This is a genomic window from Pseudomonas sp. 02C 26 (genome assembly GCF_002843585.1).
Lineage (GTDB): Bacteria > Pseudomonadota > Gammaproteobacteria > Pseudomonadales > Pseudomonadaceae > Aquipseudomonas > Aquipseudomonas shirazensis.
Genome location: NZ_CP025262.1, coordinates 757,807 through 771,090 on the forward strand (window position 1 = coordinate 757,807; position 13,284 = coordinate 771,090).

The 13,284-nt window shown below is 62.2% G+C and carries 14 protein-coding genes and 1 riboswitch; of the genes, 8 read left to right on the forward strand and 6 right to left on the reverse strand.

Annotation, left to right across the window (positions count from 1 at the left end):
• Nucleotides 1-132: 132 nt before the first annotated feature.
• Nucleotides 133-393 carry a hypothetical protein gene (locus tag CXQ80_RS03520; protein ID WP_101316534.1) on the forward strand — a complete coding sequence of 87 codons (261 nt, stop codon included), beginning with the start codon at nucleotides 133-135 and terminating at the stop codon, nucleotides 391-393.
• Between the two features lie 30 nt (nucleotides 394-423).
• Here CXQ80_RS03520 and CXQ80_RS03525 read toward each other — a convergent pair whose 3' ends face one another.
• The gene (locus tag CXQ80_RS03525) at nucleotides 424-1,593 is read right to left on the reverse strand and encodes a 1-acyl-sn-glycerol-3-phosphate acyltransferase (RefSeq protein WP_178080744.1); all 1,170 of its coding nucleotides are present in this window, start codon (nucleotides 1,591-1,593) and stop codon (nucleotides 424-426) included.
• A 121-nt stretch (nucleotides 1,594-1,714) separates the two neighbouring features.
• Between CXQ80_RS03525 and CXQ80_RS03530 the strand changes: the two genes are divergently transcribed.
• The 4 genes from CXQ80_RS03530 to CXQ80_RS03545 all read left to right on the forward strand — a co-directional run bounded on the left by CXQ80_RS03530 (nucleotide 1,715) and on the right by CXQ80_RS03545 (nucleotide 3,707).
• Complete coding sequence (locus CXQ80_RS03530) at nucleotides 1,715-1,900, forward strand: CPXCG motif-containing cysteine-rich protein (protein ID WP_101316538.1); 186 nt, start codon at nucleotides 1,715-1,717, stop codon at nucleotides 1,898-1,900.
• Complete coding sequence (locus CXQ80_RS03535) at nucleotides 1,900-2,160, forward strand: putative signal transducing protein (RefSeq protein WP_101316540.1); 261 nt, start codon at nucleotides 1,900-1,902, stop codon at nucleotides 2,158-2,160. The genes CXQ80_RS03530 and CXQ80_RS03535 overlap by 1 nt, the downstream gene beginning before the upstream one ends.
• A gap of 12 nt (nucleotides 2,161-2,172) precedes the next feature.
• On the forward strand, nucleotides 2,173-2,793 hold the full coding sequence (locus CXQ80_RS03540; protein ID WP_101316541.1) for an SOS response-associated peptidase: 621 nt from the start codon (nucleotides 2,173-2,175) through the stop codon (nucleotides 2,791-2,793).
• Nucleotides 2,794-2,891: 98 nt separating this feature from the next.
• Nucleotides 2,892-3,707 (forward strand): M48 family metallopeptidase, encoded by an 816-nt coding sequence (locus CXQ80_RS03545; RefSeq protein WP_101316543.1) that lies wholly within the window; start codon nucleotides 2,892-2,894, stop codon nucleotides 3,705-3,707.
• A gap of 42 nt (nucleotides 3,708-3,749) precedes the next feature.
• Here CXQ80_RS03545 and CXQ80_RS03550 read toward each other — a convergent pair whose 3' ends face one another.
• The 5 genes from CXQ80_RS03550 to CXQ80_RS03570 form a co-directional block, all read right to left on the reverse strand.
• Nucleotides 3,750-4,334 (reverse strand): TMEM165/GDT1 family protein, encoded by a 585-nt coding sequence (locus tag CXQ80_RS03550; RefSeq protein WP_178080814.1) that lies wholly within the window; start codon nucleotides 4,332-4,334, stop codon nucleotides 3,750-3,752.
• Nucleotides 4,335-4,425: 91 nt separating this feature from the next.
• A riboswitch (yybP-ykoY riboswitch) is annotated at nucleotides 4,426-4,546 on the reverse strand.
• 40 nt (nucleotides 4,547-4,586) lie between these two features.
• Nucleotides 4,587-5,585, reverse strand: coding sequence for a class I SAM-dependent methyltransferase (locus tag CXQ80_RS03555; protein WP_101316547.1), 999 nt, complete (start codon nucleotides 5,583-5,585; stop codon nucleotides 4,587-4,589).
• Nucleotides 5,586-5,636: 51 nt separating this feature from the next.
• Nucleotides 5,637-6,602, reverse strand: coding sequence for a 2-hydroxyacid dehydrogenase (locus CXQ80_RS03560; protein ID WP_101316549.1), 966 nt, complete (start codon nucleotides 6,600-6,602; stop codon nucleotides 5,637-5,639).
• Between the two features lie 94 nt (nucleotides 6,603-6,696).
• Nucleotides 6,697-7,086 (reverse strand): MerR family transcriptional regulator, encoded by a 390-nt coding sequence (locus tag CXQ80_RS03565; protein WP_101316551.1) that lies wholly within the window; start codon nucleotides 7,084-7,086, stop codon nucleotides 6,697-6,699.
• A 79-nt stretch (nucleotides 7,087-7,165) separates the two neighbouring features.
• Nucleotides 7,166-7,741: an NAD(P)H-dependent oxidoreductase gene (locus tag CXQ80_RS03570; protein WP_101316553.1), complete on the reverse strand. Its 576-nt coding sequence runs from the start codon at nucleotides 7,739-7,741 to the stop codon at nucleotides 7,166-7,168.
• A gap of 169 nt (nucleotides 7,742-7,910) precedes the next feature.
• On the opposite strand from CXQ80_RS03570, the gene CXQ80_RS03575 reads away from it, so the two are divergent.
• From CXQ80_RS03575 to CXQ80_RS03590, 3 genes are all read left to right on the forward strand, one after another.
• Nucleotides 7,911-9,593 carry a fatty acid--CoA ligase gene (locus CXQ80_RS03575; protein WP_101316554.1) on the forward strand — a complete coding sequence of 561 codons (1,683 nt, stop codon included), beginning with the start codon at nucleotides 7,911-7,913 and terminating at the stop codon, nucleotides 9,591-9,593.
• 331 nt (nucleotides 9,594-9,924) lie between these two features.
• Complete coding sequence (locus tag CXQ80_RS03585; RefSeq protein ID WP_101316556.1) at nucleotides 9,925-11,820, forward strand: DUF1302 domain-containing protein; 1,896 nt, start codon at nucleotides 9,925-9,927, stop codon at nucleotides 11,818-11,820.
• 26 nt (nucleotides 11,821-11,846) lie between these two features.
• Complete coding sequence (locus tag CXQ80_RS03590) at nucleotides 11,847-13,211, forward strand: DUF1329 domain-containing protein (RefSeq protein WP_101316558.1); 1,365 nt, start codon at nucleotides 11,847-11,849, stop codon at nucleotides 13,209-13,211.
• Nucleotides 13,212-13,284: the final 73 nt, after the last annotated feature.

Genomic DNA, 13,284 nt, shown 5'->3' on the forward strand with positions numbered 1-13,284 from the left:
AGGCGATAGCGCAGCGCAGAGAACAAAGGGTATGGCAGATGAAATCCGTCGGCAGTTGGTCGTAAAGCCGCAGCCAACGCGACCGGCTTGGGTAGAATGCTCGGCTTTGCTGTCGCGACTGCGAGGTCTGTAATGTCTGTGCAAGTACTCTGGGGGCTGCTGGCGGCCCATCCGGCCAAGCTGATCAACCTGCTGGCCCTGCTGATTACCTGCCCTGGTGGCCTGCTGCTGCAAAGCGCCCGGCGCCGGGCGGCGCTGACGCGGCGCAGCCTGGCGGTCGACGAAGGCCTGGTCGACGCCTTTGATCGGCGCGTGCCGCGTTACTACTACACCCTCGGCTCGGCGTGCCTGGCGCTGGCGCTGCTGTTGTCCTGGTTGAGTACCTGGGTCTGACGGCGGGGCTGCTGCCAGCCCCGCCGCGGTTCAGGCAACCTGGCTCTGGACCTTGACCTGATACTGATTGCGTACCGGCGTTGCGTACTGCAGCACCAGGTACGGCTGCTGTTCGACCGGGCAGGCGTCGAGGCGGCGTTGCCATTCCTGCTTGGCTTTGGCCAGCTCTTCAGCCTGGAACAGCTTCTCGGCAGGAGGCACGGCCAGTGCCGGGTCGGCATCCTGCCACATTGCGTAGGCCAGGTAGTGCACCGGGAACAAGCGGTAACCACCCAGGATCTGCCGGTCAACTTCCTGCGCCAATAGCTTGGTATCGGCAAAGAACTCCCTGACCGGTGCAGCGAAGTGGATATGCACGCGGCCTTTATAGCCGGTGATGCCCGTAGCGATGCTCTTGTCGTCTTCACCGGGCGCCTTGGTATAGCTGCCGGTGGTGGCGCGGATGTGCAGCTCGCGCGCCTTGGCCTGATCGCAAGGGTCATACTCGTAGCTGATCGATACCGGCGTCAGGTTCAGGCCCTGGATCACCGCGCCGAATGGCTCGTCCTTGCGGCTCATGTGGAACATCTTGAGGATCGCCGAATCGGTACGGTCATCGCCGTCCTTGGCCCGGCCTTCAGCCTGGGCGATCCAGATCGACGCGCCATCGGTGCGGATCGAATGATTGATGTAGGCCGAGAGCAACTGATAAGCCGCCAGTTTCTCGCGCCGACCGGTCAATGAGCGGTGCACGATGAAGCTCTTGTTCAGGCGCATCATGTCGCTGACAAAAGGCTTTTGCAGGAGGTTGTCGCCAATGGCGATGCGCGGCGTCGGCAGGCCGGCGTGGTACACCGCGTAGTTGACGAAGGCCGGATCCATGACGATGTCGCGGTGGTTGGCCAAAAACAGGTAAGCCGTGCCTGCCTTGAGCTGCTCGACACCTGAATAGGTGACGCCGTCGGTGGCGCGATCGATGGTCTGGTCGACGTAATACTCGACTTTGTCCTGCAGGGTCGCGACGCAACTGACGCCGGCGAACTCTTTGCGCAGGCGGCGCGCGATCAACGGCTTGAGCAGCCAGCCGAAGGCACCGGCCGCCCGCGGGAAGCGGAAGTGGGTGAGGATATCGAGGAATGCCGGGTCGCTGAACAGGCGCGCCAGCACCGCCTGCACCTCAGCATCGTCATACGGTCGGATGGCATCGAATTCGCCCATCATGCTCTCTTGTTGGAAACGACTAGGGTAATAGATAGGGGGCGGCTCCGAAAAACGGCTCGGACGCGCGCAGGTCCCGTAAACAGACCGACAATTATACGCATAAGTCACCCTGGAGGCCGCGATGCTGGAAACTGCATTCTACGATTGCCCTTACTGTGGAGAGGGGGTGGAGACCACGGTTGATCTGTCCGGCGGTGATCAGCGCTACATCGAAGACTGTCAGGTCTGCTGCCGGCCGATCGTGTTCGACCTGCAGGTGCATGGCGACGAGTGGATGCTCGATGTGAAAAGCGAGGATGACGCCTGATGCGACGAATCTACGAGCCAGAGAACTTGCTGGAGGCCGAGCTGCTAGTGGCGGTGCTGGCCAGCGAGGGCATCGAGGTGCACCTGGTCGGCCGCGACCTGGTCGGCGCCGCCGGTGAGCTGCCATTGCACGGTTTGCTCGGCCTGGCGGTGGCCGATGAGCAGGCCGGCTACGCACGCGAGCTGATCGATGCGTACAATGTTGCCCAGCCAGTTGCTGGCGACGAACCGGAGAGTTACCCCGGGACACTGATTTGCTAGGTTGTATATCGCATGTGTGGACGCTACGCCCTGTTTCGCTGGACCCCGGCCTTTGCCGCACTGCCGGGCTACCCCGCCGACCAACAGGCGCAATGGAACATCGCGCCCGGCGCCTCGGTGCTGATCCAGCGCCAGCTTGACGGCCAGGTACAGGTGGCCAGAGCGCGCTGGGGGCTGACCCCGCCGTGGCTAACCGACTTGTCCAAGACGCCGGCGCAAGCGCGGGCCGAGACCCTGGCCGAACAGCCGATGTTTCGCCAGGCGTTTACCCAGCGCCGTTGCCTGATGCCGGCCAACGGTTTTTACGAATGGCGTGGCAGTGTGCGCAAGCGGCCTTACTGGCTGACGCCGGGCGAGGGCGCGGCGCTGTTCTTTGCAGCGATATGGGAGGCATACCCGGTGCAGGAGCAAGTCTGGCTGAGCTGCGCAGTGGTCACCCAGGCGGTGGTCAATCAGCGCCGGCCACTGATTCTCGACGAGGCCGGGCAGGCTGCCTGGCTTGATCCAGAGACGCCTCTGGCGCGTTTGCATGAGTTGCTTGCTGGCCCACCGGCTGCGCTACGCGAGCGGGCGCTGGCCAATTTCGTCAATGATCCCAAGCTGGATGCACCGGAGTGTCTGACGCCGGCTTGACGTGGTACAGATAAGCCTCGGGTTAAATCTTCCCTATGGCTCTGGCGGCGCCGGGCGTCTGCGCCTAGGATACGCGGCACGTACCCAGGGAGTGTTTTATGCGTAAGTCATTTGTTCTCAGCCTGCTCGCTGCCGGCGTCCTGCTGAGCGGCTGTCAGGCGGTGAATACCACCAGTGGCGGCGCCGTCGGCGTTGAGCGCAAGCAGTACATGTTCAGCATGCTGTCGACCGACGAGGTCAACAACATGTATGCCCAGTCCTATCAGCAGACCTTGAGCGAAGCCTCGAGCAAGGGCGTGCTGGATAAAAGCAGCGCCGAAGCCAAGCGCGTGCAGGCCATCGCCGATCGCCTGATCGCCCAGGCGCCGCAGTTTCGCCCGGATTCTGCGCAGTGGAAGTGGGAAGTCAACGTCATCAAGAGTGACGAACTCAACGCGAACTGCGGCCCTGGCGGCAAGATCATCGTCTACACCGGCCTGATCGATCAGCTCAAGCTGACCGACGCTGAAATCGCCGCCGTGATGGGCCATGAGATCGCTCACGCCCTGCGTGAGCATGGTCGTGAAGCGATGTCCAAGGCCTATGGGATCGAGATGGCCCGCTCCGGGGCTGGCGCCCTGCTGGGCCTGGGCCAGGACAGCATGGCCCTCGCCGACACCGTAGTGAACTACTCCATGACCTTGCCCAACAGCCGTGCCAATGAGAACGAGGCGGATCTGATCGGTCTTGAGCTGTCGGCCCGTGCCGGCTACGACCCGAACGCCGCGATCACCTTGTGGAACAAGATGAGCAAGGCGTCCGAGGGCGCTCCGCCTGAGTTCATGAGCACTCACCCGGCTTCGTCCAGCCGGATCGCCTCGTTGCAGGCTGCCATTCCCAAGGTGATGCCGTTGTATCAGGCTGCCAAGAAGTAAGCGGTATTGGGGCTGCGAAGCAGCCCCAAAATCCCTGCTGAATCAGCCAATCCAGCCACTGCTCTTCATCGCCGAATACACCGCGACGATCGCCAGCACCACAAACGCCGTGGCAGCCAGGCGCCGAATCAGTGTCAGCGGCAACTTCTCCGCCGCAAAGTTACCCGCCAATACCACCGGTACGTTGGCAATCAACATGCCCAGGGTGGTACCGATAATCACCATGATCAGGTGCGGATACTGCGCCGCCAGCATCACGGTGGCGACCTGAGTCTTGTCGCCGATCTCGGCCAGGAAGAACGCAATCAAGGTCGTCACGAACGGCCCGAAGCGGCGTGCTGCGCTGCTTTCGTCGTCGTCCATCTTGTCTGGCACCAGGGTCCACAACGCGGTCGCGACAAAGCTTGCGGCGAGCACCCAGTGCAACACCGACTCGGTGAAGAAACCACTTACCCACGCCCCAACTGCACCTGCCGCAGCGTGGTTGGCCAGGGTGGCGACAACGATACCGGCGATGATCGGCCAGGGTTTGCGAAAGCGGGCAGCAAGGATGAGCGCGAGCAGTTGCGTCTTGTCGCCGATTTCGGCGAGCGCAACGATGGCGGTTGGTACGAGAAGGGATTCCAGCATCAGGGTTCCTACGGGGGCGGGTCGACACGGCTATGACACGTACAGCCTTCCCGCCCCGGGTAAGGTGTGCGTGTCATAGGTCTTGTCAAACCCTGGGTCCGTCTGTGCGGACCGTGGGTCGTACGCGCCATGGTCTGAGGACCAAGTATGTTGACGCGTACCGGGCAAGCTTAGGTGCTTGCGGGAGACTACTCCCCTAGGACGGAGCGGATTCTGCCTAGGCAAATCCGTTTGGGCAAGCGCTATTTTCTATCCGCGTTTTGCCTGGTAAATCCTGAAACCCTGTTCTTCGATCAGCGTCTTGCAGTTGCCCAGCGCCTGCTGGATGTACGGTTGATAGCGCAGGAAGGTGTTCGCAACAAGGCGAAGTTCGCCACCTGATCGCAGATGTTCAGCCGATTTTTTCAGCAGTGTTTCCGAGGCGTTGTAGTCAGTGTGGACGCCGGTATGGAACGGCGGATTGCTCAGGATTACCTGCAGATCACGCGGTGCAGCATCGATCCCATCGCCACTGATGACTTCAGCTTGCAAGCCGTTGGCGGCAAGGGTGAGGCGGCTGCTGGCCACCGCGAAGGCATCGACGTCGAGCATGGTTACCTGGCTGTCCGGGTAACGGCGCTTGACGATCGAGCCGATTACGCCCGCGCCGCAGCCGAAGTCGAGTACCGGGCCAACCGCCAGGCCGTCCAGATGCTCAAGCAACAGGGCGGTGCCGCGGTCCAGCCGGCCATGGCTGAACACCCCGGGCAGGCTGACGATCTGCAGCGGACCATCGGCCAGCGGCAGTTCGAAGCGTTCAGCCAGGCTTTCCAGTGGGGTGGCGGCCGGGGCGTTGTCGACGGTTACCTGCCACAGCTGGCAGTGGCGTGCACTGTCGAGCTTGCGCGGCTTGCCGAAGGCTTGCAGCAGCTTGGCGCCGCCTTCGATCCCGCCGCGCTTTTCACCGACCAGATACAGCTCACGGCCAGCCAGGCGCGAAGCCAGGGCGTTGAGCAGGTAGGCGGCCAGTTCGCGCGACTTGGGCATGAACACTACCGCGGCATCGAACGGCGCCTGCGGCGGCTCGACGCCATGCTGGTTGCGCCCGGCAAAGCGCGCTTCGAGCAGGGCCTGGTCGCCGGCGTGCCAGGTCCAGCCGTGGGCCTGCGGCAGTTGGCCGAGCAGATCGTCGGCAGGCAGGCCGGCAAGCAGCACCGAGCCCTGGAACAACTCCGCCTGACGGAGCAACACTTCACTGCGCGGGTCCATGGACGACGCCTCCTGAAAAAAGTCGCGCAGTGTAGCAGAGGCGGGCTTGGCTCAGCTGACCACGCGGCGCGGCGCGCCGGCAAAGAACGCCTGGGCGTTTTCGCTGAGCTGCGCAACGATGCGCTGCCGTGCCTCGACCGCGCCCCAGGCACTGTGTGGAGTCACGATCAGGCGTGGCACGTCCGCCTCCAGCAGCGGGTTGCCGTTGACCGGTGGCTCGACGCTGAGCACGTCGGTCGCCGCGCCGCCCAGATGACCGCTGCGCAGGGCGTCGGCCAAGGCCTGTTCATCGATCAGGCCGCCGCGGGCGGTGTTGACCACCAACGCGCCGGGCTTGAGCAGGGCCAGTTCACGGTGGCTGATCATGTGCCGGGTGTGTTCATTGAGCGGGCAATGCAGGGTCAACGCATCGACCTGCGGCAGCAGTTCGTCCAGCGGCAGGCGCTCGGCACGTGCAGGGCGACCGGGGATCTGCCCGCTCAGAACGCGCATGCCAAAGGCCTCGGCTAGGCGTGCCACGGCGCCGCCCAGCTCGCCGTGGCCGAGCAGGCCGAGGGTCTTGCCTTCAAGTTCGACGATAGGGAAGTCGAGCAGGCAGAACTGGCTGGCCTTGGCCCATTGACCGTCGGCGACCGCGCGCTGGTAGTCGCACAGGCGGGTCGCCAGCGCCAGCAGCAAGGCCAGGGTGTGCTGCGCCACCGAGGGAGTGCCGTAGCCCTGGCAGTTGCACACGGTAATGCCCTGGGCACGCGCGGCGTTCAGGTCGACGTTATTGGTGCCGGTTGCAGCCACCAGGATCAGTTGCAACTGCGGGTTGGCCGCCAGTACGTCCGCACCCAGCAGCACCTTGTTGCTGATTGCCACAGTAGCGCCCTGCAGGCGTTCGGCAACCTGCTCCGGCGCGGTCGCGCCGTGTAGCGTAAGAGTACCGAAGCAGGCCCTGAGCGCGCTTAGGTCGAGGTCGCCGAGGTCCAGTGAGTCATGGTCAAGAAATACAGCAGTGTGGCTGGAGGTCATGGTCTGTCCTGTGCTCTGGCAGCGTGCGCGAAGGGGAGGGTAATAGACCCTACAGAATCAGGTGAAAAAACGCATGTCGACTAGTTGAAATCTGTCATGCGACCTTGGCCGCTGCCCCGATCTCTGGCTGCAGCGTGCAGAGGGCATCAGCAGTTTCGTGCTCGAATGCTTCCAGCGCCGCGTGCAGCCCCTGCAAGGAGGTGATCTGTGCGCGAACTGCAGCTTTCTTGTCGGCGAGCGCCTGTTGCAGCTGCAGCCAGGGAATCTGACCGTCTGGGTAAGGCTGCAGGATGGCCTGCATCTCTTTCAGCTTGAATCCAAGTTGCTGCGCGCATTTGATCAGGCGCAGGCGACCTACGCTCTGTTCGCTGTAGATCCGGTAGTTGCCTGCGCGTTGCGGCTCGGGCAGCAGGCCGAGCTTCTCGTAGTGACGGATCGATTTGACGCTGGTGCCCGCAAGTTGGGCTGCTTTTCCGATGTACATGGGGGCTTCCTTGCGTGATCGATGCGCCAGCCTGGGCTGGCGATTCATCTTACACAAGCAGCTGAACGCGTCTACGTGGCTAGCTGGCGGCCAGCTTGCGGGCCTGCAGCACCCAACGCTCGCGCTGGCTGGTACTGGAGCCGAGTACCGGCCCGAACGTCAGGGTGCGGGTCGGCTTGATGCCGCAGAAGGCCAGGGTGGTTTTACGCATCTGATGCAGGCCAGGCATGCGATAGACCCAACGGTAGTACCAGGGCGGCGTGTCCATGGTCACCAGCAAATGGGCGGTGCGGCCCTTGAGCAGTTGCTCAGGGAATGGCGAGTCTTCGCGGTACTTGAAGGCAAAGCCAGGCAGGAAAGTGCGGTCGAAAAAGCCCTTGAGCAACGCCGGGGTAGCGCCCCACCAGATCGGAAAGACAAACACCAGTTGTTCGGCCCAGAGGATGTCCTCCTGGGCCTGGCGCAAGTCCGGTTCCAGCGGCTGGATCTGTCGATAGCCGTAGTGCAGTACCGGGTCGAAGGTCGCTTTCGGCAGGTCAAGAATACGCACGGCATGCCCGGCCTCGCCGGCGGCGAGGATGTAGGCCTGGCCCAATGCGGCGCAAAAGCTGTCCGCGGCGGGGTGGCCGAGGATCACCAGAATACGTTTGCTCATGTCAGCTCCACTCAATCAAGCCAACGAGGCTAAGGCCTGCCCCTAGCGGTAGAGTCAACAGCGGCACTCATACCCGCGCCGCGCAAATCATTCCTTCGGCTGATTTGGCTGTCACATCTGCGCTCTAGAGTAACCGCCTGACCTCGCCCGACTCGAAAAAGGGATAACCATGCTGCAGACGCGCATCATCCAACCCGCTGAAGGTGCTTACCAATTCCCGCTGCTGATCAAGCGCCTGCTGTTGTCTGGCAGCCGCTACGAGCGTACCCGCGAGATCGTCTACCGTGACCAGTTGCGCCTGACCTATCCACAACTGGTCGAGCGCATCGCGCGCCTGGCCAATGTGCTTAGCGAGGCCGGGGTCAAGCCGGGCGACACCGTCGCCGTGATGGACTGGGACAGCCATCGTTACCTGGAATGCATGTTTGCCATCCCGATGATCGGCGCGGTGGTGCACACCATCAATGTGCGCCTGTCGCCCGAGCAGATCCTCTACACCATGAACCACGCCGAGGACCGGCTGGTGTTGGTCAACAGCGATTTCATCGGCCTGTACCAAGGCATCGCCGGGCAGCTGACCACGGTTGAAAAGACCCTGCTGCTGACCGACGGCCCGGACAAGCGCGGCGAACTGCCGAACCTGGTCGGCGAGTACGAACAACTGCTGGCCGCCGCCAGCCCGCAGTACGCCTTCCCTGATTTCGACGAGAACTCGGTGGCGACCATGTTTTACACCACCGGCACCACCGGCAACCCTAAGGGCGTGTACTTCACCCATCGGCAACTGGTGTTGCATACCCTGGCGGAAACTTCGGTACTGGGCAGCATCGACAGCGTGCGTCTGCTCGGCAGCGATGACGTGTACATGCCGATCACGCCGATGTTCCATGTTCACGCTTGGGGTATCCCGTACGCAGCCACGCTGATGGGCATGAAGCAGGTCTACCCTGGCCGATACGAGCCGGACATGCTGGTCAAGCTCTGGCGTGAAGAGAAGGTCACTTTCTCCCACTGCGTACCGACCATCCTGCAGATGCTGCTCAATTGCCCTGCGTCCCAGGGCCAGGACTTCGGCGGCTGGAAGATCATCATTGGCGGCAGTGCGCTCAACCGTGCGCTGTATCAGGCCGCGCTGGCCCGTGGCATTCAGCTCACTGCAGCTTATGGTATGTCCGAAACCTGCCCGCTGATCTCCGCGGCGCACATCAACGAAGAGCTGCAGGCCGGCGGCGATGACGAGCGGGTCAGCTATCGGATCAAGGCCGGGGTGCCGGTGCCGCTGGTGGAAACCGCGATTGTCGACGGCGATGGCAATTTCCTCCCGGCCGATGGTGAGACCCAGGGCGAACTGGTGCTGCGGGCGCCGTGGCTGTCGATGGGGTATTTCAAGGAGCCGGAAAAAAGCACCGAGCTGTGGGCTGGCGGCTGGCTGCATACCGGAGACGTCGCCACCCTCGACGGCATGGGCTATATCGACATCCGCGACCGCATCAAGGATGTGATCAAGACCGGCGGTGAATGGATTTCCTCGCTCGACCTTGAAGACTTGATCAGCCGCCATCCGGCGGTGCGTGAAGTGGCAGTGGTCGGTGTCGCCGATCCACAGTGGGGCGAGCGTCCGTTTGCCCTGCTGGTTGTTCGCGACGGGCAGAGCCTTGACGCCCGCGCGCTCAAAGAACATCTCAAACCGTTCGTCGAGCAAGGTCATATCAACAAGTGGGCGATTCCCAGCCAGATTGCCGTTGTTACGGAAATTCCCAAGACCAGCGTCGGCAAGCTGGACAAGAAGCGCATCCGCCTCGACATCGTCGAATGGCAGGCCAGCAACAGCGCGTTCCTGTCGACCCTGTGAAGCGCAGCGGGTCATCGGCGAATTAGGCGCGACCCGCATTGCAGAGAGGATGGCGCCTTGTCAAATGGGAAAATTGGGCCATGCTAGAGCACTGTCAGCTCGCACACCGGACCAGATCGGGGCGAGCGACGGGCACGGAACGCAAATCACACTTTAGAGGGATCTAGCGTCCGAGCCTGCTGGCTATAGTCGGGGCCAGGGGTTTTCAGAAACGGAGGGGGAGCGCTGCGTGCAACTCGCAGCGTCGCAGGTGCAAGCCTGCCTACCGGTCAGCCGGACCGTTTCTGCAAGGACTCACTGCCATAACAAAAAAGAACATGGAGTAGCGTCGATGAAATCTGCACACCCGTTCTCGCGTCGGGCAAGACTGCCCTTTGCCGTCAGCCTCGCTTCTACGCTCGCAAGCCCTGCATTCGCGGTCAGTTTCAACATCGGTGAAATCGAAGGCCAGTTCGATTCGTCGCTGTCGGTCGGTGCCAGTTGGTCGACAGCCAGCCCGAACAAGAACCTGATCGGCGTCAACAATGGTGGCAAAGGGCTTTCGCAGACCTCCGACGATGGCCACCTGAACTTCAAGCGCGGTGAGACCTTCTCGAAAATCTTCAAGGGCATCCATGACCTCGAACTGAAGTACGGCGACACCGGCATCTTCGTCCGGGGCAAGTACTGGTATGACTTCGAGCTCAAGGATGAACACCGCGAGTTCAAGGACATCAGCGACTCCAATCGCAAGGAAGGCGCCAAGTCTTCCGGGGCCGAGCTGCTCGATGCGTTCGTCTATCACAACTACTCGATTGCCGACCAACCCGGTTCGGTGCGTTTCGGCAAGCAGGTAGTCAGTTGGGGTGAAAGCACCTTCATTGGTGGTGGCATCAACTCGATCAACCCGATTGACGTGGCTGCCTTCCGCCGTCCTGGCGCCGAGATCAAAGAAGGCCTGATCCCGGTCAACATGTTCTATATCTCGCAGAGCCTGACCGACAACCTCTCGGCCGAGGCCTTCTACCAGCTGGAATGGGACCAGACGGTTGTCGATAACTGCGGCACCTTCTTCTCTCAGCCGGACATCATTGCCGACGGCTGTACCGACAATCTGCGGGTGCTCAGCAGTGGGCGAACTTTGAGCGGGCTGCCACCTATAGCGCAGGGCATCCTGGCCGGGAGCGGGGTGGACTACAACAACGAAGGCGTGCTTGTGCGGCGCAGTGCTGACCGCGATGCCCGTGACAGTGGCCAGTTCGGGGTCGCGCTGCGCTACATGTTCGAGCCATTGGACACCGAGTTCGGCGCCTACTTCATGAATTATCACAGCCGTGCGCCGATCTTCAGTGCCACCGGCGCCGATCCATCGGTGTTCGCTGGCCTCGCCGGTTTGCCGCCACCGCTGCAGGGTCTGGCGCCGCTGATCGTTGCGGGCAACTCGAAATACTTCGTCGAGTACCCGGAAGACATCCGCCTGTACGGTTTGAGCTTCTCCACCACGCTGCCAACCGGTACCGCCTGGAGCGGTGAAGTCAGCTACCGGCCAAACGCGCCGGTGCAGCTCAACACCACCGACATCCTGTTCTCCGGCGTACGTCCGATCGGCGGCGGGTTGACCAACGCATCGTTGCTCACTGGCACACCTGGGCAGGACCTGCACGGCTACCGTCGCAAGGAAATCACTCAGTTCCAGACCACCCTGACGCACTTCTTCGATCAAGTGATGGGCGCCAGCCGCATGACTGTGGTCGGCGAAGTCGGCGTGACTCACGTTGGCGGCCTGGAGAACGCCCGCGAAATCCGCTATGGCCGTGACCCGGTCTATGGCCCGGGGCCGCTGCCAGCGACCGGTGGCGCGGATACCTGTGTGGCGCTCAATAACAGCACAATCGGTGGCGCCGGCGCGGGCGCATCCACCGCCAACCTCAGCCGCAAGTGCGAAAACGATGGCTATACCACCAGTACTTCGTGGGGCTACCGAGGCCGCGTGATCTGGGACTACAACGACGTCTTCGCTGGGGTCAACCTCAAGCCAAGCGTGGCCTGGTCGCACGACGTGTCCGGCTACTCACCTGGCCCGGGCGCCAACTTCGAAGAAGGGCGCAAGGCCGTAAGCCTGGGCCTCGATGCCGAATACCAGAACACCTACACAGCGAGCCTGTCGTACACCAACTTCTTTGACGGCAAGTACACCACCGTGGATGACCGCGACTTCGTTGCGCTCAGCTTCGGCGTGAACTTCTAAGCCCATTGATCCAGGACGACCAACCAATGAACAAGACCAGAAGTCTGCTGAAGGCCGGTGTACTGGGCATGTCCCTGCTGGCAACCAGCGTCATGGCTGCGGTTTCCGCTGACGAGGCGGCCAAGCTCGGCAGCACCCTGACGCCGATGGGTGCGGAAAAAGCCGGTAACGCCGACGGCTCCATCACGGCCTGGCAACCGCTGTCGAAGACCGCTGGCAGCGTCGATGCCAAGGGGTTCCTGTCTGACCCGTATGGCAGCGAGAAGCCCAAATTCACCATCACCGCGCAGAACGTCGAGCAGTACAAGGACAAGCTTTCGCCTGGCCAGTACGCGATGTTCAAGCGCTACCCGGAGACCTACAAGATTCCGGTCTACCCGACCCATCGCGGCTCGACCGTGCCGGATGAAGTGTTTGCCGCGATCAAGCGCAACGCTACCAAGACCAATCTGGTGGCGGGCGGCAACGGCCTGGAGAACTTCGAGACGGCTATTCCGTTCCCGATTCCCAAGAGCGGCGTCGAAGTGATCTGGAACCATATCACCCGCTATCGCGGTGGCAGCGTGACGCGCCTGGTTACCCAGGTCACGCCGCAACCCAACGGCTCCTACAGCCCGGTATCGTTCTCGGACCAGTTTGTGTTCCGCGACAAGCTGAAAGATTACGATCCAGCCAACCCGGGCAACGTGCTGTTCTACTTCAAGCAGAAGGTCACCGCGCCTTCGCGCCTGGCGGGCACCGTGCTGCTGGTCCACGAAACCCTTGACCAGGTCAAGGAGCCGCGCAAGGCCTGGGTCTACAACGCCGGCCAACGCCGCGTGCGCCAGGCACCGCAGGTGTCCTACGATGGTCCGGGTACTGCGGCGGACGGGCTGCGTACATCCGATAACCTCGACATGTTCAACGGCGCTCCAGATCGCTACGACTGGAAGCTTGAAGGCAAGAAGGAGATGTACATCGCCTCCAACACCTACAGGCTCGATTCGCCAAGCCTGAAATACGCCGACATCGTCAAGCCCGGCCACATCAACCAGGACCTTAGCCGCTATGAGCTGCGCCGGGTCTGGCATGTGGTCGCGACCTTGAAGCCGGGCCAGCGGCATATCTATGCCAAGCGCGACTTTTATATCGATGAGGATACCTGGCAAGCCTCGGTGATCGACCAGTACGACGGTCGCAACCAGTTGTGGCGCGTGTCCGAAGCGCATGCTCAGGACTATTACAACAACCAGGTACCGTGGTACACCCTCGAGGCGATCTATGACCTGCAGTCGGGTCGCTACCTGGCCCTGGGTCTGAAAAACGAAGAAAAACGTGCCTATGACTTTGGCTTCACCGCCAGCAAGGCCGACTTCCAGCCAGCAGCGTTGCGCCAGGACGGTATTCGTTAATCAACGCAGCTAAAACTCCGCGTGACTCCCAGAACGCCCCGGCCCGCCGGGGCGTTTTGATTTCCGGTGCGCA

Coding starts and splice junctions, on each gene's coding strand:
- CXQ80_RS03570 (WP_101316553.1), bottom strand. CDS start 7,741: ATGAGCAAACGTATTCTGGTGATCCTCGGCCACCCCGCCGCGGACAGC.
- CXQ80_RS03575 (WP_101316554.1), top strand. CDS start 7,911: ATGCTGCAGACGCGCATCATCCAACCCGCTGAAGGTGCTTACCAATTC.
- CXQ80_RS03565 (WP_101316551.1), bottom strand. CDS start 7,086: ATGTACATCGGAAAAGCAGCCCAACTTGCGGGCACCAGCGTCAAATCG.
- CXQ80_RS03560 (WP_101316549.1), bottom strand. CDS start 6,602: ATGACCTCCAGCCACACTGCTGTATTTCTTGACCATGACTCACTGGAC.
- CXQ80_RS03525 (WP_178080744.1), bottom strand. CDS start 1,593: ATGATGGGCGAATTCGATGCCATCCGACCGTATGACGATGCTGAGGTG.
- CXQ80_RS03520 (WP_101316534.1), top strand. CDS start 133: ATGTCTGTGCAAGTACTCTGGGGGCTGCTGGCGGCCCATCCGGCCAAG.
- CXQ80_RS03585 (WP_101316556.1), top strand. CDS start 9,925: ATGAAATCTGCACACCCGTTCTCGCGTCGGGCAAGACTGCCCTTTGCC.
- CXQ80_RS03535 (WP_101316540.1), top strand. CDS start 1,900: ATGCGACGAATCTACGAGCCAGAGAACTTGCTGGAGGCCGAGCTGCTA.
- CXQ80_RS03555 (WP_101316547.1), bottom strand. CDS start 5,585: ATGGACCCGCGCAGTGAAGTGTTGCTCCGTCAGGCGGAGTTGTTCCAG.
- CXQ80_RS03590 (WP_101316558.1), top strand. CDS start 11,847: ATGAACAAGACCAGAAGTCTGCTGAAGGCCGGTGTACTGGGCATGTCC.
- CXQ80_RS03545 (WP_101316543.1), top strand. CDS start 2,892: ATGCGTAAGTCATTTGTTCTCAGCCTGCTCGCTGCCGGCGTCCTGCTG.
- CXQ80_RS03530 (WP_101316538.1), top strand. CDS start 1,715: ATGCTGGAAACTGCATTCTACGATTGCCCTTACTGTGGAGAGGGGGTG.
- CXQ80_RS03540 (WP_101316541.1), top strand. CDS start 2,173: ATGTGTGGACGCTACGCCCTGTTTCGCTGGACCCCGGCCTTTGCCGCA.